At 40.0% G+C, this 19,660-nt stretch carries 16 protein-coding genes; 3 read left to right on the top strand and 13 right to left on the bottom strand.

All coding sequences use genetic code 11. From position 1 onward, the window contains the following. Positions 1 to 5 precede the first annotated feature (5 nt). On the top strand, positions 6 to 1,559 hold the full coding sequence (locus tag CLV81_RS15320) for a hypothetical protein (protein ID WP_146129909.1): 1,554 nt from the start codon (positions 6 to 8) through the stop codon (positions 1,557 to 1,559). Positions 1,560 to 1,562: 3 nt separating this feature from the next. Here CLV81_RS15320 and CLV81_RS15315 read toward each other — a convergent pair whose 3' ends face one another. The 6 genes from CLV81_RS15315 to ilvD are packed head-to-tail and all read right to left on the bottom strand — an operon-like array spanning position 1,563 to position 9,250. Further along, positions 1,563 to 3,137, bottom strand: coding sequence for an NADP-dependent glyceraldehyde-3-phosphate dehydrogenase (locus CLV81_RS15315; RefSeq protein ID WP_106146059.1), 1,575 nt, complete (start codon positions 3,135 to 3,137; stop codon positions 1,563 to 1,565). 49 nt (positions 3,138 to 3,186) lie between these two features. Then, positions 3,187 to 4,662: a ketol-acid reductoisomerase gene (ilvC, locus tag CLV81_RS15310; RefSeq protein WP_106146057.1), complete on the bottom strand. Its 1,476-nt coding sequence runs from the start codon at positions 4,660 to 4,662 to the stop codon at positions 3,187 to 3,189. Between the two features lie 20 nt (positions 4,663 to 4,682). Then, positions 4,683 to 5,210 (bottom strand): acetolactate synthase small subunit, encoded by a 528-nt coding sequence (gene ilvN, locus CLV81_RS15305; RefSeq protein ID WP_106146055.1) that lies wholly within the window; start codon positions 5,208 to 5,210, stop codon positions 4,683 to 4,685. Then, positions 5,200 to 5,793: an O-methyltransferase gene (locus tag CLV81_RS15300; protein WP_106146054.1), complete on the bottom strand. Its 594-nt coding sequence runs from the start codon at positions 5,791 to 5,793 to the stop codon at positions 5,200 to 5,202. Before CLV81_RS15300 ends, ilvN begins: the two co-directional genes overlap by 11 nt. Before the next feature lies 1 nt (position 5,794). After that, positions 5,795 to 7,528, bottom strand: coding sequence for a biosynthetic-type acetolactate synthase large subunit (gene ilvB / locus CLV81_RS15295; protein ID WP_106146052.1), 1,734 nt, complete (start codon positions 7,526 to 7,528; stop codon positions 5,795 to 5,797). 45 nt (positions 7,529 to 7,573) lie between these two features. Beyond that, on the bottom strand, positions 7,574 to 9,250 hold the full coding sequence (ilvD, locus tag CLV81_RS15290) for a dihydroxy-acid dehydratase (RefSeq protein ID WP_106146050.1): 1,677 nt from the start codon (positions 9,248 to 9,250) through the stop codon (positions 7,574 to 7,576). A 244-nt stretch (positions 9,251 to 9,494) separates the two neighbouring features. Here ilvD and CLV81_RS15285 point away from each other — a divergent pair, with 244 nt between their 5' ends. Then, positions 9,495 to 10,223 carry a nitroreductase family protein gene (locus CLV81_RS15285; protein WP_106146049.1) on the top strand — a complete coding sequence of 243 codons (729 nt, stop codon included), beginning with the start codon at positions 9,495 to 9,497 and terminating at the stop codon, positions 10,221 to 10,223. Here CLV81_RS15285 and CLV81_RS15280 read toward each other — a convergent pair. From CLV81_RS15280 to CLV81_RS15265, 4 genes are read right to left on the bottom strand one after another with little or no spacing between them, the layout of a single operon-like run. Further along, on the bottom strand, positions 10,220 to 11,059 hold the full coding sequence (locus CLV81_RS15280; protein ID WP_106146047.1) for a 5-oxoprolinase subunit C family protein: 840 nt from the start codon (positions 11,057 to 11,059) through the stop codon (positions 10,220 to 10,222). The two genes, CLV81_RS15285 and CLV81_RS15280, sit on opposite strands and share 4 nt — an antisense overlap. Beyond that, entirely contained in the window at positions 11,052 to 11,786 is a 735-nt protein-coding gene (pxpB, locus tag CLV81_RS15275; RefSeq protein WP_106146046.1) for a 5-oxoprolinase subunit PxpB, read from the bottom strand. Before pxpB ends, CLV81_RS15280 begins: the two co-directional genes overlap by 8 nt. Beyond that, positions 11,783 to 12,526: a 5-oxoprolinase subunit PxpA gene (pxpA, locus tag CLV81_RS15270; protein WP_106146044.1), complete on the bottom strand. Its 744-nt coding sequence runs from the start codon at positions 12,524 to 12,526 to the stop codon at positions 11,783 to 11,785. The genes pxpB and pxpA overlap by 4 nt, the downstream gene beginning before the upstream one ends. Beyond that, positions 12,527 to 13,723: an Nramp family divalent metal transporter gene (locus CLV81_RS15265; RefSeq protein WP_106146042.1), complete on the bottom strand. Its 1,197-nt coding sequence runs from the start codon at positions 13,721 to 13,723 to the stop codon at positions 12,527 to 12,529. A 178-nt stretch (positions 13,724 to 13,901) separates the two neighbouring features. Between CLV81_RS15265 and CLV81_RS15260 the strand changes: the two genes are divergently transcribed. Then, the gene (locus CLV81_RS15260) at positions 13,902 to 14,345 is read left to right on the top strand and encodes a hypothetical protein (RefSeq protein ID WP_106146040.1); all 444 of its coding nucleotides are present in this window, start codon (positions 13,902 to 13,904) and stop codon (positions 14,343 to 14,345) included. Positions 14,346 to 14,570: 225 nt separating this feature from the next. On the opposite strand, the gene CLV81_RS15255 is transcribed toward CLV81_RS15260, so the two are convergent. The 3 genes from CLV81_RS15255 to CLV81_RS15245 all read right to left on the bottom strand — a co-directional run bounded on the left by CLV81_RS15255 (position 14,571) and on the right by CLV81_RS15245 (position 19,651). Next, positions 14,571 to 15,860: a serine hydrolase domain-containing protein gene (locus tag CLV81_RS15255; protein WP_106146038.1), complete on the bottom strand. Its 1,290-nt coding sequence runs from the start codon at positions 15,858 to 15,860 to the stop codon at positions 14,571 to 14,573. A 202-nt stretch (positions 15,861 to 16,062) separates the two neighbouring features. Next, positions 16,063 to 17,595: a YifB family Mg chelatase-like AAA ATPase gene (locus CLV81_RS15250; protein WP_106146036.1), complete on the bottom strand. Its 1,533-nt coding sequence runs from the start codon at positions 17,593 to 17,595 to the stop codon at positions 16,063 to 16,065. A gap of 238 nt (positions 17,596 to 17,833) precedes the next feature. After that, entirely contained in the window at positions 17,834 to 19,651 is a 1,818-nt protein-coding gene (locus tag CLV81_RS15245; RefSeq protein WP_106146035.1) for a hypothetical protein, read from the bottom strand. Between the last annotated feature and the right edge of the window lie 9 nt (positions 19,652 to 19,660).

The raw sequence follows: 19,660 nt of genomic DNA, 5'->3' as shown, positions 1-19,660 counted from the left end.
ACATTATGAAAATCAAATACTGTAGGAAAAGATTGGGTTTAAGTCTCTTCTTCGGTTTCTCATGGATTATTTTAGCAGTGGTGTATCATAACACATCTGTTCATGGCAGTTCTCACCTTACAATCCTAGCTTTTGTAATAGCATTGCTTTACTTCATCAACTTCCTACACAAGGTCTTTATCCCCTACTACGTAATTAAAAATGGTGTTTTTCAAAAAAAATATCCTAGCAAGCTTTCCTTAAGCATAGCCCATGTTGATATGGTTCGTGAAACCAAAAACAGCATCTTTTTGCATGGTTCTCTATGTACACTGGAAATTGTGAAGTACAAGCTGGACAAAAACTCTTTGGATGACCTGCGCAATTATTTAAAAACCCATCTAGGCAATTTTGATAGCCCCAAGAACCTTAAAAACAATAATTCAACTACCAAGATTCGGAACATTTGTTTATTTTTTATGGCTGTATCGTTTGGGGTAAGTGCTCAAAAGAAAATAAAACCTATTAAGAATCCTGTGTCTTGGTCTTATACCATTGCGCCAAAAACTCCTCTTTCGCAAAATATATCTACATATGATATTCTCGTAGATTCTAATTTATCTCCAATGGATTGGTGGGACGAGATTTCCTGGAACGCTAAGTCAAAGGAAGGAGACCTTCAAGAGAGGGATAGACTTTTCCAAGAAGCCATCTCTGACACTCTGGATACGTGGGCTAAGAAATATATGGAATTCAATCAGTCCCCTTATTCTAGAACCAATCAAAATCCTGATATCACTATTACCTTAAAGACTTTATATTACAAAATTGAAAACCTCCAATCCGACATCGATTTCTCAGATAAGGAAAGTATAATTTGTCAAATTGATGCAACTGCAAGTCTAACTGTGGTAACACGCTACAAAGACACCTTGCTAAGCTATCCCATTACGTTTTATGTTGACGAAAAAGAAAAATCTACGTCCCTCCCCATTGGCCATTTTTTACAGAATCCCATCTTTAAGATGAAATATAACTTGAAGAAAAATCCGCAAAAGAAGCTAAAACTCTTGGGCAAGAAATTGGTAAAATATGAGGCTGATGTCCTAGAGTTTTTTTACAAAAAAAGCGGTGAAATACTCCGTGAACATTTTCTAAAACAAAACAAAACGGTTTATTCTGCCATCTTCGGAATAAAAAACAAAGGTCACGAAGCATTGAATGATGCCTGTTACTCTGCAAAAACAGCGATTAATACTTTATCTGCTGGGAGTAAAAAAAAGAAGAGAAACCATCAAGAAATAAAGCCAGAAATTGAAATATGCTTGAACTACTGGCAAGACAAGCTCGATAGAACCTCAAACCCAGAAATACAAAAAATCATCTTTGCCAACTTATCCTTGGGCCATTTACTCATGGATAACTTGGAAGAATCCAAAAAGTATCTTTCTCAAATCGCTGAATTTGAAAACCTTCCGAATAGAATACTTCTTCATGAAGAATTCAACTATTACCTAATTGGTTTGGCTGAGGCTATAGAAACAAAAGAGCGCTATGGCGAACTGGCTCAAATACAATAACGCTTACAAAATATAATCAGTACTCAAAAAATTACTAACCTTAGCCTCCAATAGCTGCTCTATAGTTTCGTTGTTAAGCTCATTGTCCTTGAAGGCAACAAATGTCCGTATAGAAAATGAGCGAAGTGCATCATGCACACTTAAAGTGGCCTGTGCGGAATCTTTACGTCCTGTGAAAGGGTAGACATCGGGACCACGCTGACATGAACTGTTCAGGTTCACACGGCATACCAAGTTGGCCAAAGTATCAATTAATGGAGATAAGGTGTATACATCCTTCCCAAAGAGGCTTACCTGTTGTCCATAGTTAGATTCTGCCATGTCGTCCAACGGCTCCTCAATATCCTTAAATGAAAGCACTGGAATAATAGGTCCAAATTGTTCCTCTTCATATACCAGCATGTCTTTGCTTACTGGGTACAACACCGCAGGCCAGATATAATTGTCCTTATGCTTCCCTCCTTTTTTATTCTGGATTTTGGCTCCTTTTTTCTTGGCGTCATCCAAGAGTCCTTGTATATAGGCTGGTTTTCCTGGTTCCGGCAAGGGTGTCAGCTTTACATCTTTATCCCATGGATTGCCAAATTTCAAGGCATCTACTTTTTCCGAGAACCGTTTTAAAAACTGTTCCTTGATATCCTCATGTACATAGACCACTTTCAAAGCAGTACATCGCTGTCCATTAAAAGAAAGAGTGCCAGCTATACATTCATTGATAGTAAGGTCTAAATCAGCATCCGGCAATACTATTGCTGGGTTTTTAGCCTCAAGTCCCAAAACTAAACGAAGTCGATTGCTTTTTGGATGCTGCTCTTGCAATGCGTTGGCAGATTTACTATTACCAATCAATGCCAGAACATCCACCTTCCCGGTTTTCATAATAGGTGCCGCAACGGCCCTTCCTCTACCGAAAAGAATATTCACCACTCCTTTTGGAAAACTGGATTGAAAAGCCTCCAATAAAGGGGTTATCAACAAAACGCCATGTTTTGCAGGTTTAAAAATAGTGGTGTTACCCATGATGATTGCCGGAATAAGCAAGGCGAAAGTTTCATTCAAGGGGTAGTTATATGGCCCCAAGCACAGAACAACCCCTAATGGCCCCCTGCGGATATGAGCATAAACACCATCATGTTTAGAGAATTTTGCAGAATTTCTATCGAGCTGTTTGTATTCTTCAATCGTATCATAAATATACTCAACGGTACGATCAAATTCCTTATAGCTATCTGGTTGGTTCTTGCCTATTTCCCACATCAACAACTTCACTACCTCCTCGCGCTTTTCCTCCATCTTTTTGACAAAGGATTCCATACATTCAATGCGGTCTTTAACTTTCATGGTTGGCCAAACACCTTGACCTTTATTATAAGAAGCCAAAGCAGCGTCCAGAGCCTCCATGGCCTCGGCCTCACCCATATCAGGGATACTACCTAGAGGTGTTGGAGCATACTCCTTGGTGGATGAGATGGTGGATACGACAGGTGAAGTCTTTCCCTTCCAATCTTTTAGTTCCCCATTTACCAAATATTTGGTTTGATGAATTTCTTCCTTAATTTGAAACTGCTCTGGTATCATAAATGCGTAGTTAGTTGAGTGAAGATACGTATCAAATGTAAACAAATGATTAACCGATAGGTTTCATGGCCGTCATTGAAGCGCGAAGCTGTGCTCCAATCACTTCGACCGGATGCTCGCGTATAGCTTTGTTCACAGCAATCAATTTCATGTTGTCAACGCCATTGTCAGAATCCGCTCCATAAGCCTTACCGATAATATCGGTTTCAACGGTTTTCATAAAGTCTTCCAACAAAGGTTTGCATGCATGGTCAAATAAGTAACAACCGTACTCCGCTGTATCGGAAATTACCCGGTTCATTTCAAACAATTTCTTTCTGGCAATGGTGTTCGCTATCAATGGGGTTTCGTGCAACGACTCGTAATAGGCCGATTCATCAATTATCCCAGATTCTGTCATGGTTTCAAAGGCCAATTCTACTCCAGATTTTACAAAAGCCACCATTAATACACCATGGTCATAGTATTCCTGTTCGGAAATATCGTCACTCCCAGCAGGAGTTTTTTCAAAAGCAGTTTCGCCGGTAGCTGCACGCCAGTCCAAAAGATTCTTATCTCCATTATCCCAATCCTCCATCATGGTTTTAGAAAAATGACCACTCATTATATCATCCATGTGCTTCTGAAATAAGGGTCGCATGATTACTTTGAGCTCTTCTGCCAAATCAAAGGCCTTAATCTTCGCTGGGTTGGATAAACGGTCCATCATGTTGGTAATACCGCCTTGTTTGAGACCTTCGGTAATGGTCTCCCAGCCATATTGAATGAGCTTGGAAGCATAACCCGCATCGATACCCTTTTCAATCATTTTATTAAAGGAAAGTATAGATCCCGTTTGCAACAGCCCACATAAGATAGTCTGCTCGCCCATTAAATCGGATTTTACCTCAGCCACAAAGGAAGATTCAAGTACTCCAGCCCTATGCCCACCGGTTGCAGCGGCATAGGCCTTAGCTTGCTCCAATCCTTTTCCTTCAGGGTCATTTTCTGGGTGTACCGCTATTAAAGTAGGTACTCCGAATCCACGCTTATATTCCTCTCTTACCTCAGAACCGGGACTTTTAGGCGCTACCATGATTACGGTAAGGTCCTTTCGTATTTGCATCCCTTCTTCCACAATATTAAATCCATGCGAGTAGGACAAAGTGGCTCCTTGTTTCATTAAAGGCATTACCGCACCAACAACGTTGGTGTGCTGTTTATCCGGAGTCAAATTAATTACCATATCAGCCGAAGGAATCAATTCTTCATAAGTGCCCGCCGTGAAATTGTTTTCTGTAGCATTCTTATAAGACTGCCTTTGTTCTTTTATTGCGGCTTCGCGAAGTGCATAGGAGATATCCAAACCTGAATCCCTCATATTCAATCCTTGATTCAAGCCCTGCGCCCCACATCCTATGATAACTATTTTTTTACCTTTTAAAGCTGTAACACCATCACCAAATTCATGAGATTGCATAAACCTGCATTTCCCCAGTTGGGTCAATTGGTCTCGTAATGATAATGTATTGAAGTAATTTGCCATTTTCAGTTTTTATTTAGTGCTTATTTGTTTTGAAATTCTGCCAGTATTTCGGTAATCGGCATACTTGCCTTGGTTACTGTTATCCGTCCCGAACGCACAAATTGCATGATACCATAAGGCTCAAGTGCATCGTGCATTTCATCAATTTCGTGTCTTCTACCCGTTTTAGCGAGTACAAAGAAATCCCGGGAAACAGTAACAATCTGGGAATTGCTTTCTTTGATTATGTTTTGGATTTGTCTTTCGTCAAACAATAGATGGGATGCTATCTTGAACAAAGCGGACTCTTGGTAAATCGTCTCATCATCTGTATGATAAAAGGCCTTGATCACCTCAATCTGCTTTTCTATTTGACCCACGATTTTACGGGTCCAATCTTCTGTGGTGAACACAACTATTGTGAATTTTGAAACATTTTCAATTTCTGATTTTGAAACGTTTAGACTTTCTATATTAATGTGACGCTTTAAGAATATTCCTGATATTCTATTAAGCAAACCCACACTGTTTTCAGAATATACGGATATGGTATACCACTTACTTTCCATAGTTGCTCTTTTTTACCGCGATAATTATTCCTGTTGACCAATCCAATTTTGTAATCACAAAATCTTCTCTATTCTCCAAAGTTTCAACAAGCTGTTTTGCCTTTTCTTCATGACCATCTGGCCAGTTGGGTTGAGGATTCATATCATCAATTATATAATATCCCCCACTTTTGACCATACTCAGCGTTTTTTCCAAATGTGTATATTTTCCAGCCCAAGTATCTGCAAAAATTAAATCGAATCCTTCGCCCTTATACTCAGAAATCCACTCACCACCATCTACACATAAAAGCTTAAGCTTGGATTCACCCTCAAAAGCATTTTCTACAAGTTGAATCAAGCGTTCGTCATTGTCCAGACTGATGACTTCAGATTCCAATTGCATTCCTTCAAGCATCCAAGCCAAGGAAAGTCCCGTGCCTGTGCCTAATTCTAAAAAAGTACCGTTCGGTTTAGAAACAATCAAGGTTTGGAGAAGGTTACCTATGGAAACGTCTGAAGGCATAGTGAAACCGACCTCTTCGGTCATTTTAAGCAACTCCGGATAAACCGCAGGTATTCTTGTCATTTCCGATATATTCATACTATTTCAATCTAATATCGGAAACTGACGCTCCCGAAGGAATCATGGGAAACACATTATCCTCTTTCTCTACCCTTACCTCCAAAAAATAGGGGTCTTTAGAAGTAATCATTTCCACAACTGCTGATTCCAAGTCTGCTCGTTCCGTTACCCGCCTTGCTTTAATGTGATATCCTTCCGCGATTTTGACAAAATCTGGGTTGGTCATAACGGTTGAGGCATAACGACTTTCAAAGAACAGCTCTTGCCATTGTCGTACCATTCCCAAATGATGATTGTTGAGCACAACAATTTTGACCGGTATATTATGCTGAAAGATAACCCCAAGCTCTTGAATGGTCATTTGATAGCCTCCATCACCAATGACAGCTACCACTTCGCGTTCTGGAGCACCTTGTTTTGCACCAATAGCAGCGGGGAGTGCAAAGCCCATTGTTCCCAAACCACCGGAAGTAATATTGCTTTTGCTACGAGAGAACTTTGCGTAACGGCAAGCAATCATCTGATGCTGTCCTACATCCGTAACTATAACTGCATCATTGTTGGAAGCTTTGTTTATCTGTTCGATAACCTCACCCATGGTTAGACCGGGTTTGGTTGGTTCCAAGTCTTTTTGAATAACCGCTTGATATTCCTCTTCATATTTTTTATCGAACTCGGACCGCCATTCTTTATGTTCATTTTCATTAATCAGCGGAAGCAATAAATGCAAAGTCTGCTTGGCATCGCCAAGCACAGCAACATCTACCTTTACATTTTTGTTGATTTCTGCCGGATCAATCTCAAAATGAATAACCTTTGCTTGTTTCGCATAAGTTTCAAGATTTCCCGTAACCCTATCATCAAAACGCATCCCTATGGCAATCAACACATCGCATTCATTGGTAAGTACGTTTGGACCATAGTTTCCGTGCATCCCCACCATTCCAACATTCAATGGGTGGTCCGTGGGAATCGCTGATTCTCCCATAATGGTCCACGCAGCAGGGATTCCTGATTTTTCAACAAAAGTCTTTAGCTCTTCTTCGGCTTCGCCCAAAATTATACCCTGACCCCAAATGATATAAGGCCTTTTAGCGTTGTTTATAAGTTCTGCCGCTGATTGTATTGCCTCCAAATTCGGTTCTGCCACAGCTTGGTAGCTTCTAACTCCGTTACACTTTTCATACGCGAAGTCCAATTCGTCAAATTGAGCATTCTTTGTGATATCTATCAAAACTGGTCCTGGACGTCCAGATTTTGCGATATAAAAGGCTTTGGCAAAGATTTCCGGAATCTCGGAAGCTTTAGTAATTTGATAGTTCCATTTGGTCACTGGAGTAGAAATACCTACAATATCTGTTTCCTGAAAAGCATCAGAACCCAATAAATGACGAGGGACCTGTCCAGTAATACAGACCATTGGAGTGGAATCTATTTGGGCATCGGCCAGTCCTGTTACCAAATTTGTAGCGCCAGGTCCCGAGGTAGCCATGGCCACTCCCACTTTTCCACTTACTCTTGCATATCCTTGGGCGGCATGTGTTGCACCCTGCTCATGTCTTGTAAGAATATGGGTCAATTTATCTTGAAACTTATATAATTCATCATAAACAGGCATTATTGCGCCTCCCGGATATCCGTAGATCAAATCCACTCCTTCTTCAAGCAAACAATGAATAATGGCCTCTGCGCCAGTTATACGTATAGCTTTTTTCGTTTTGGAATCCTTTTTTTGCATGTTCAATGTTTCCATAATCCTTCTTTTTAGATTCTGGCGTACTTTCGTTTACTGAAAGACTTAAATCATATCCGTAACGCAACCTTTAGAGGCAGACGATACTATTTTTGCGTATTTGTATAAACTTCCCTTATTCACCTTTAATGGAGGTTGCTTCCATTTCTCCCGTCTTTTGTCCAATTCTTCATCAGAAACCGAAATAGACATGCTGTTCTTTTCAGCATCAATTGTGATGATGTCCCCTTCTTCAACAAGGGCAATCACACCTCCATCTTGAGCCTCAGGAGCAATATGCCCAACTACAAAACCATGGGTTCCACCAGAAAACCGTCCATCCGTAATCAGTGCAACATCTTTACCTAGACCTGCCCCCATGATAGCGGCTGTTGGTTTTAACATTTCAGGCATTCCCGGTCCTCCTTTAGGACCTTCATACCTAATTACCACAACATCTCCTTTTTTGACCTTTCCATTGCGTATCCCATCATTTGCCTCAAACTCCCCATCGAATACCTTGGCCGGTCCCGAAAAATGCAATCCTTCTTTACCTGTTATTTTCGCTACGGCACCATCTTTCGCGAGATTTCCATAAAGAATTCTTAGATGTCCAGTTTCTTTTATCGGCTTGTCAAGGTCTTTCACAACTTCCTGCCCATCGAACAAATCTGGTAGGTCTTCCAAGTTTTCGGCAATGGTCTTTCCCGTAACGGTCAAACAGTCACCATGCAGCATTCCATTCTTCAACATAAACTTCATTACAGCAGGTATACCTCCCACATTATGAAGGTCTTCCATTAAAAATCGACCACTTGGTTTTAAATCCGCCAAAAAAGGAGTAGTATCACTTATGCGTTGAAAATCATCAAGTCCAAATTCAATATCCGCGGCCTTGGCAATAGCCAAAAAATGAAGTACCGCATTTGTAGAACCCCCTAAAATCACAATTAGCCTGACGGCATTTTCCAAAGACTTTTTTGTGATGATATCGCTGGGCTTTAAATCCTTTTCCAACAGATGTTTTAACGCTTTTCCAGCAGCTATTGCATCTTCGGTTTTCTTGTCTCCAACAGCAGGATTGGAAGAACTATATGGCAAGGACATTCCAAGTGCCTCTATTGCAGAGGCCATGGTGTTGGCCGTGTACATTCCTCCACAAGCCCCAGCTCCTGGGCACGCATTTTGAATTACGCTCTTGTATTCTTGCTCGTTCATTGTACCGGCGACCTTTTCGCCCCAAGCTTCAAAAGCGGATACTACATCCAATTTTTTATTATTTAAACACCCGGAGGCAATGGTTCCTCCGTAAACCATGACCGACGGTCTATCCAATCGAATCATGGCCATTAGGGCTCCAGGCATATTCTTATCGCAACCAACCACGGTAACCAAACCATCATAATTCATGGCTTGGACCACAGTCTCCATGGAATCTGCAATAATGTCTCTAGAGGGAAGCGAATAACGCATACCATACGTGCCCATGGAAATACCATCGCTTACACCAATAGTATTAAATATCAGTCCCACCAAATCCACTTCCTGAGTCCCTTTTTTTACAAAGGTGGACAAGTCATTAAGGTGCATGTTACAGGGATTGCCTTCATACCCTGTGCTCCCTATTCCTACCAATGGTTTTTTCAAATCGTCGTCTGTTAATCCAATGGCATGCAGCATAGCTTGAGCTGCAGGTTGTGTAGGGTCTTGGGTAACATTTTTACTATACTTGTTCAATTCCATTAACAGGTTTCTTTGAAATATGTGTTTTCTCTGAAATTACTCTAAGATTCAAAGATATACCTTTCGCATACCCCAGTTTTTTAACATAATTCACGCCTTCAAATCCATTTGATTAAGAACAGGTTTATTAAACTGATAATCAACATTTTAAATTGAAATAAAATATCATATCCAATTCTATTTGTAAGTTTTTTGGGTCATGAAAAAAGACTTTTGAGTGTCATCATTTTGGTTATTTTTAAACATGGAAAAAACCGTAAGTGAAGCCATTGCCCATAGAAGATCTGTACGGATTTTTAGGGATGACGTGGAGTTAGATATAGATAAAGTCAGAAAATGTATTGAAAATGCTGTTTTGGCACCGACTAGTAGCAATCTCCAACTTTGGGAATTTTACCATGTTGTTGAGAGTGAAAAACTTAAAAAACTAACTAACGCTTGTTTAGGTCAAAATGCCGCCAAAACTGCCCAGCAAATGGTAGTGGTGGTAAGTCGAAAAGACCTGTGGAGAAAACGAGCCAAGTCCAATATCACTTTTCTGGAAAATGCCTACGGTCATAAGCCTGAAAAAGAATACAGTCGTAGAGAAAAATTTGCGCTTAACTATTATAAAAAGCTTATCCCAACGGTTTATTTTGATGTTTTGGGGATTACAGGCTGGGTAAAATATGTCATGTTTAGCATTATAGGATTGTTCAGGCCCATTTATCGTCAGGTAAGGCGTTCCGATATGCGTATAGTAGCGCACAAAAGTGCGGGTCTAGCTGCTCAAAACTTTATGATTAGCATGGCGGCCGTTGGATATGACACCTGCCCTATGGAAGGAAGTGACACCTTAAGAGTGAAACGCATATTGAACCTTCCTTCCGGAGCTGAAATAAATATGGTGATCGGTTGTGGGATTCGAGCCGAAAATGGTGTCTATGGAAAGCGCTTTAGAGTTCCTTTTGAGGAAGTATACCAAAGAGTCTAGACGAGTTTGAATGAGACCATGTCGCCAAATTTCTTTTGTGCCAGAATACTAATCGACTTATCTGATAATTGTAGTACCCTTGGATATCCTCCAGTGGTTTGCCCATCCTTCATTAATATTATCAATCTTCCGGCAGGAGTCAATTGAACTGTTCCCGGCAGCGTTCCCGAAGTTACTATGGAATGGGAATGTGTTCCTATTTCTTCTGTAAGTTGATATGCCATTCTGTTGTTCTCTTTGGAAATCGTAAAAACCTTAGAAAAGAGGAGCTCCAAATGAGCGTCGGTCAGTATTGAAAACTCTGGTCCTTTAAAGACGTCCACATTCAGTTTTTTGAGATGGTCTTCGAGTTTTAACTCCGAAATAATTGATTCGTAGTGTTTTATAGGTGAATATGGAACTTCATCAGCATCTTTAAAACATTTTTTTGGTGTTACTGGGTAGTATTGGGAATGACTTCCCAATATCCTATTTCCACGGAATCCACCTTTTACAGCCAAATAAGCCCTAAAACCACTTTCCAATTTTCCGTAAGAAAGAATATCCCCTGACTCAACCTTAATTACCTTATAGTTTTCAATAGGCTCATTGTTCAGTGTAGGTGACATATGGGCACCAGAGAGACATATATAGGTAGGGGATTCAAACAGTAAGGTTGGACCTGTCATTGTAATTTCCAAGACGGCGTCTTCTTCCCTGTTTTCCAATAATACATTCGCCTTTTTTACAGAAACCTCATCCATAACTCCGGAAACAGGAACTCCAATATTCCGATATCCAAATCGCCCAAAGTCCTGCAACGTAGTATAAAATCCTGATTTTAAGAATTTAAGCATCCAAGGGGGTCTTTTCAATATTATAAATTCCTATATCACTTTCAATTTTCCGTAAGTCGTGCTCCGCTTTTGAAATGGATTGAAACTGGATTTTATCTCCTGCACTTATAAAGCATGGTTTTTCTTTAGAAGCATCAAATACAGGTATTGGGCAATTGCCAATTATGTTCCAACCTCCTGGAGAATCTTGTGGGTATATTCCTGTCTGTTTTCCTGCTAGGCCAACCGAGCCCTTTTCTACATGAAGCCTTGGGGCTTTTCGCCTTGCTAGTTGCAAAGTTTCAGGCAATCCCCCCAGATACATAAAACCTGGTAAAAATCCGATTCCAAATACGATATACTCTTGAGAGGTATGCTGTTTTATCAGTTCATCTTCACTCAAACCCAATGATTCTGCAGTTTCCAGAAGATCAATACCAAATTCAGTATCATAGCATACAGGTAGTTTCCAAAGAAAACGCTCATTTTGAATGGGCTGGGTATTATTCTTGTGAATTCCCAAAACCTGGGCTTTTGCATAATCAAAGTCCAGTTTTACTGCTGATAACCAAATCATGGTAACGGAATTATACGCTGGAACCAACTCCCATTCGCTTTGATATTCGTTTGTAAAAGCTTTTACAAACGCAAGAATATCATTTAAAATGGATTCCTTAACCTCATTGGGCCATTCAACCAAAACAGCCTTTTCTCCGAAGGGTCTTATAGTTAGGGGAACTTCTTTCACTTGCTTAAAACTACGTTATGTTTTGGCAATTCTTTAGAAAGATACTGTAATATTTGCAATGCTGTTGGGGTATCTCCATGAACACAAATAGTATCAGCCTGAATTTTTATACTTTTTTCTGACAAAGTCACTACTTCTCCTTTTTGTATTATAGGTAAAACATGTTGAAGCACCTTTTCCGGTTTTGAAATCAGTGCGCTTTTATGGGTTCTTGAAACCAATGTCCCATCCTCATTGTAGTTTCTGTCTGCAAAAGCTTCGAAGGATACTTCCATGTCATTTGCTTTAGCTAAAAGTGCCACTTGGGAACCAGACAATGTATAAATCTTCTTTGTTAAACCTGATTCCCGAACCGCTTCCAAAAACAATTGGGCCAATTCAGCATCTTTGGCAATTTGATTGTACAAAGCTCCATGCGGTTTTATATGATGTACAGGGACTCCTTCCTGTCTTGCGATTTTGCCAAAAATTGATAGTTGCTCAGATAGGCTATTCAGCAAAGCGTCATTTGAAATGTCCATTACTTTTCTGCCAAAATTGGGCTTATCCGGATAAGATGGGTGAGCGCCGATTTTAACCTTATGTGTTTTCGCCAATTTGATTATTTCAAACATAGAAGAACCATCTCCCGCATGACCCCCACATGCAATATTGCATGAACTAATAAACGGGAAAAGTTCAGCCTCGTTACCTACTCCTTCTCCTACATCACAATTAAAATCTACATACCATTTCTTCATCTAAAAGAACTCCAATACCTTAAAAATGCTTTTTACTCCCAAAAATATAGCGAACAGTACGATGAGCACAGCAATACTATTTTGAAAAGGCTTATTAACATGGTCACCCATTACTTTCCTTTGATTAACCATCCATAAAAGAAGTATTGCCATTACCGGTAATAATATTCCATTGGCCACCTGGGCAAATTGAATAACCTGTATCGGTTTTATATCAAAAGAAAGGAAAAACACCCCTAAGAAAAGAATTGAAATCCAAATTAATCGAAATTTGGAATCTCTCATCCCGTCCCTCCAACCAAAACAACTACTTGCCACGTAGGCAGCTGCTAAAGGGGCAGTAATCGCAGAAGTAATTCCAGCCAAAAGAAGGCCGAGGCCCATAAAATAAAGCGCCATTTTTCCAAAAAGAGGCTCCATACTTTTTGCCATATCCACAGCATTCGCAACATTATCCAAATCTGTGGCGGCAGCGGTAACAATTATCGCTATGGAAACCAGCCCCCCCACTCCAACGGAAACAACTGTGTCCCAGCGCATGAAAGACAGGTCCTTTTCAGAACTCCACTTTTCCTTTACCAAAGAAGCGTGAAGAAAAAGATTATATGGTACTACTGTTGTCCCTACCAAGGCAACTATGGTCAGTAAACTTCCCTTAGGCAAAGAAGGTAGGAAAGCTCCCTTGAGCATTTCTGAGAATGAAGGTTTAGTTATAAACGCTGCAATCACAAAGCAAAGACCCATAACACCTACCAAACCCATGAACATTTTTTCAAGTGATTTATAACTTCCAAACCAAAGAATAGCAAAAGCCAAAAATCCTATTAAGAGTGGATAAATAGGAAAATCAAAAGGCATCTCGAAAATTGCATTCAAGCCTAAGGTAGCGCCACCAATATTACCTGCTTCGTATGCAGCGTTTCCAATCAGAATGGCAGCGAGCACAATGCCCAAAACTAGATTCTTAGTCCACTTTGTTGTTAATTGACCCCCAATAACATTCACCAAACCTTTTTGGGTAACAACTCCTATCCTTCCGGCCATTTCTTGGAGAATTATAGTACAGAGTATGGATACCACAAGAGCCCAGATAAGCGCAAATCCAAACTCCACACCCGCTATAGTGCAAATGGTAATAGTTCCCGGGCCAACAAAGGCAGCAGCAACCAATATTCCAGGGCCAATTTTTTTTAGCATATGCTTTTAATTGTTGTCGATGAAATTAAACTCTTTTGAAATAAAAGATGCATTTCATCCAAAAAAATGCATTTCGTCTAAAAAATACCCCTAGATAGGCTCCACTTTATACGAATATGAAAATGGTAGAGTTATAATAATCCCAAATCGAATTATTGAACTTAACCGACCAATACTTATGACCTGTAAGGAATGTGGTACTAAGATTACCCATGAAGAATATGAAGCCTCGTACGATGTTATTGGTGTTGCCCTTTGTGAAAAACATCTTAAACTCATAAAGAGAATCATCTTAAACAATAACACGCCTCTGGAGGCTATTCAATTGTTTTATGCTTTAAAAGAGAGAGGAGCCCAACCTATGCTTGAATGGTGGGATGGTAACAAATCCGTGGACATTGCATTCTCAAGAGTAAAGTTGAACATTGAAATTGACACTGAGTATGACCTGATAACCCATGAGCAAGCTTTAAAGGATCTGGAGGAATCGATGCATTCTTTCAAAAACGGGTTTACCACGATTCGAATTCCACATCTGACCGTTAAATACTATTTGGATGATACCGTTGAAAACATTCTAGGTATTATTTCCAGTTTGAAAGCAAACATTAAGGTTATTTAGTTTAGGTCAGCCATTCTTCTCTGCCCAAGCTTTATATTGTATAGCTCCGGAGAGATAGTTAACTCAGAATGTTCTCGCTATTCTGTAAATCTGCAGTTGTTCTTGCTACTTTAAAATACAGTCATACACTCTGACCAATCTCATAATAATGACGAGGAAATACGCAAGGAAAACAGCCGGGAGGTTATTTAGTTCACGTTCCTGCTGATTCCGGAGGGCCGGGAGTTAGCTACTGACCGGATTCAGAGGCGTTTTTTTGCTTGTGTGAACCTGAATGGCCTCCTTAACAACGCTGTAAAGGTCATTAATCACCCTTTGAGCTATCCTAGACTGGTTATTCAGCAGTACGCAAATACCCAAGTCTTCCTCAGGAAAGACCGCTATCTCATTGCGGAAGTGGTTAACGCTTCCCCCATGGTGCCATATGGTGTTTTCTACCCCTGAATTATTTGATTGGTAGGTATGAATTCTCCAACCAAAGCCATAATACGAGGCCGTATGTCCCGGCCAGCGTTGATAATACTTGTGTCTCCCAGGTATCTTAATAAAGGGTGTAAATGCCTCCTGCAAGGCTTCGTGTGCCATTACATCGGGACGATGGCCTAGCAAAAACTGCATCCATTTGGCCATATCCTCAGCATTGGAATTGATGCCCCCGGCAGCAACGGCATTAAAGTACGAGTCAGTTAGCTTTCCAGACCTCCATCCATGCCTAGACTTGACATGAGGTTTGGCTTTATTTTCCGTTTTCCTGAGTTCATCAAAGTCCATGGTGGTAGCACACATTTCAAGCGGATTGAAAAATCGTTCCTCCAGGGATGTGGTAATGTCTTGCCCAGTAACCCTCTCCATAATCTCCCCAGAAAGCGCAAATAGCGCATTTTGATAGCTATATATTTCCCCAGGCCTGCTTATAGGTTCTACCTCAGCGAATCGACTTGCGATTTCATTGAGAGATAGCCCGGCCTCAACCAGATTTGTGAAGCTGTGATAGGGCGCTCCCGAGGTATGCGATAATAAATGGGCCAAGGTTATGTTTTTGGTATTCTCCCCATCTCCTAGCTCAAATTCCGGAATGCAGTCACTGACCTTGTCTTCCCAAGTTAATTTTCCTTCTCCCTTTAAATCTGAGGCAAGAATCCCTGTAAATCCCTTTGAAAGCGAACCCAGTCGAAAAACAGTTTGCCCATCTACCTTTTTCCCTGTAAGGCTATTCCTTGTTCCAAAACCATCTGCCAAGAGCACTTGTTTTCCCTTCACAATGCTTACGCCGGCGCCCACAACTTCTCCAGAAGCTATGGCCCTATCGAAATAGGAGTCAACCGCCCTTTGCACGGCAATCTGTAGTTCTTTGTCCAATACCCTGGCATTCTGTTTTAGGGATGCATAGATATCTTCATCAAAGGCTTCTGTTGGAGCATAAGTTTCTGAAACGGAGCCATTGCCGTTTAACACGAAAAAAAATAGAAAAAGAAACAAACTCGCCAATCCAGCGAAGACTTTAAATCGATACATATTCAAAAATAGCTTTAGTCCAAGTCGGGAATGACCCAAGGGCCTTTCGATATTAAACCCAGTAATCCACTAATTATTATATATTCCGGTACTTTTAACAAGTCCCGCCTAAAAATAACGAAAACCTATTTAAGCAATACATGAGTTATTGCCATCTTCAGATAAAATGGTTTTATGAACTGATAGCCTAAAAAAACATACTCTAGAACCACCCTTCCCTATCCAAGCTTCTATATTGTATAGCTTCAGAAATATGTTCACTCAGTACGTTCTCGTTATTCTGTAAATCTGCAATGGTTCTTGCCACTTTTAGTATTCTATCGTAAGCTCTTGCCGATAAATTGAGACGTTCCATGGCATGTTTCAATAAACTGAGTGAATCAGGATTTAGGTTGCAAAATTTGCGAATCATTTTTGTACTCATCTGCGCGTTGTAGTGAATGTGTTCAATTTTAGAAAAACGCTGAGTCTGTAACTGACGGGCTTCAACAACGCGTCGTCGGATTAGAAGGCTGCTTTCGCCTTTTCTTTTTTCGGAAAGCTTATCAAAAGGTACGGAGCTAACCTCAATATGTATATCTATCCGATCCAATAAGGGCCCAGAAATCTTATTAAGATAACGCTTCATTTCTGCATGGGACGAAGTCATTGGAGCATTTGGATCGTTAAAATACCCGCTTGGACTAGGATTCATACTGGCCACCAGCATAAAACTGCAAGGATAGGTCACAGCAAAACGGGTTCGGGCTATGGTTACCTCCCTATCCTCCATAGGTTGACGCATGACCTCCAAAACTCGACGTTCGAATTCCGGAAGTTCGTCCAGAAATAGAACCCCATTGTGAGAGAGGGAGATTTCACCAGGTTGTGGATAACTCCCACCTCCTACCAAAGCAGCGCTGCTTATGGTATGATGTGGATTGCGAAAAGGACGTTGTCTCATCAATCCATGGTCCTTGGTCTTTCCCACTACACTATGGATTTTAGTGGTTTCCAAGGCTTCATCCAATGTCATGGGAGGAAGGATAGAGGGTAAACGTTTGGCCAACATAGTCTTCCCTGCTCCTGGCGGACCAATGAGGATAAGATTATGTCCGCCAGCAGCGGCAATCTCCATGCATCTTTTTACAGTTTCCTGCCCCTTTACATCTGAAAAGTCAAAGTCATTTAATATACTCCCCTCGTCTTGAGCCGAGAAATTCTTGACTTCTACAGGTTCAACTTCACCTTTTCCATTAAAAAAGTCAATGACCTGTGCTATGTTTTCCATGGGGTAAACATTCAACCCATTTACAACGGCAGCTTCTTCCGCATTGGCTTTTGGGAGAATAAAACCTTTAAAACCTTCCTCTTTGGCCTTCAATGCAATGGGCAGTGTACCTTTTATAGGTTGCAGACTTCCATCCAAAGAAAGTTCTCCCATTATGATGAAGTCTTCCAAGTTAGGTCCATCAATTTGTTTGGATGCTGCAAGTATTCCTATACTAAGGGTCAAATCATAAGCTGAACCTTCTTTCCTAAGATTGGCGGGGGCCATGTTGATTGTTATACGTTTCCCTGGAATTTTAAACCCATTATTGTTAAGTGCGGCTGCTATCCGATATTGACTTTCTTTGATAGCATTGTCTGGAAGACCCACCAGATGATATCCAATGCCTTTGTCAACATTTACCTCTACAACAACTGTGATAGCTTCAATACCAAAAACCGCACTTCCGTATATTTTTGTCAGCATGATTTGATTTTAAAAATTCAAATACTGCTGAATATACTGGTTGAAGGAAAGGTTTGTCACCTTCTTTTGATGAATGAGGGTTTTGGGTTGATATAACTATTTTCGGAATAGTCTCTTGAAACCATTCTCTTTACTGTGAAGAAGGAACAAAAACCAACTTGGACTTTGTTGTTTCTTCAATTCCTGTTTTGTCCATTATTCTATAAACTTGAAAAAAAATTACAATTGGAACATTAAGTTACTTGACCATCAAAGTAGTTGTGGACGAAATAAGTTCCCCTGTTTTGGTGAAACCACGTAAAGTAATATCATAGACCCCTTCAATATTGGACGTATAAAACTCTATAGGCTCCACTTTTCCCAACTGCATCAACGGAATCCATAATAATTGTCTTCTAAAATCAGGTATATGTGTCCAATCTTGAATATCCTCTTTATGGTAGTTTTGTTTGAAATAATCCTTATTTCTTTCAGGAATATTCAATTCTATTTTCAATTGGTTTCCAGAATAGAATGTTTCTGCAAAATCTCCATCAATCGTTGTAACCGTTAGTATTCCATCAAAAGATATTGAACCTAGACGATATAAACCTTTGGAAAAACTAATTTCCTTTATTTTACGCGCATCATAATCCATAAAACTCTCATGTTCGCTTATGAATACACCATCTACAAAAAGCATGGGTCGTAAACCGCTTTTCTCCCTTGCCAAATCTGTAAAGACCTGAAATACGCGTTTTCCGCTAGGGGTTCTACGTATACCCACTTGATTAATAATCTCGACAAATGTTTCTCTAAGGGTTTTGAAGCGCGTAAAATCGTCTAGATAAAAGGTTCGTTCCATTTCCCTGTAGAATGGAGTTCGTACGTAGGGATTTAAAACATTATCCAATCTCAGATAGGCGTATGCATTGGCAATCTGATTTTGCACGCTACGTCTCCGAATTGTCTCCGCCATCCCAATATTTAGCTTAAATGGCATGAAATCAAGCTTATCGTACGAAATCTTCTTATCATCCAACAAAAGTTTGGAGTCGCTCCAATCTCCTGTTACATTATCTATAATAGCTGTTGAGTTTTCATATTTTTCATCAACATTTATAAAGAAAAGACCTTGATCATTGGTGGTAGCTGTCTTTAAAAGATAGTCTTCTCCAGGAATTGAAAGTGCAATGGTACGCTCTGGTATAGGTAAATCAGTATTACTATTCACAACACGTCCAGAAATAAGCTCTCCTCTTAACTCTGGCAGGTAAAAAATCTCATTGGATGTCATATTTGAGGCAAAGAAAAACCCTTGTCTTTCTATCGAATCTTCTGTATCGCCATTATTCCCTAAATACTCCTTCACAGGTTTGTTATCATTTGGAAACAACTCACTTCTCTTTGATATGGATAAAGAGTAGCTTCCGTTTACTAAGGATGAATCCTTTGTCTGTATACCTAGTGCAACCTTTTTACGCTTTCCAACAACTTGATTATCCAGCTTTAGTGTAATCTTGCTAGGAGTAGACTTAGGTTCCGTTTTTTTTGAGGTGTTGTTTGTATTGGGCACTACATCAGAAATTGAATCTTTATCCAACTTTCGATATTTTTCAGGAACCTCCTGGTACGGATTGACAATAATAACATCGGTTTCAAAAAACGATTCAACACCAAAGTTTTTCATCCAATTCGTATAGGCCAGTAACTTATAACTTCCGGTTAACTGTTTTTCGGATATAAAAAAGTCCCCATAGCCCCTACCACCATCCAACTGGACTTTTTGTTTCACTATCGAAATGCCATTTTCCGAAATCAATTCTACGTAAGCAACCTGACTTAAGTTGCTTGGGTTGTTTTCTTCTCTATCCAAACAATACAAGGAGTAAAAAAACCGCTCCCCTGTAAAAAGAACATTGGTGTTGAAATGCAAAAAAATATTTTCTTCTGGAAGAGATATGAACTTTACGGCCAGCTCCGCATTACCCCCTTCATTTAATCTCAATTGCGCAAGAGAATTAGAGGCAATACCCATTAAAAGAATTATTAGTAACGTAAGTTTTCTTTTTTGCATTCTTCTTTG

Source organism: Flagellimonas meridianipacifica, assembly GCF_003001695.1.
Classification (GTDB): domain Bacteria; phylum Bacteroidota; class Bacteroidia; order Flavobacteriales; family Flavobacteriaceae; genus Flagellimonas; species Flagellimonas meridianipacifica.
This window is presented reverse-complemented; position numbering and strand designations above follow the sequence as displayed.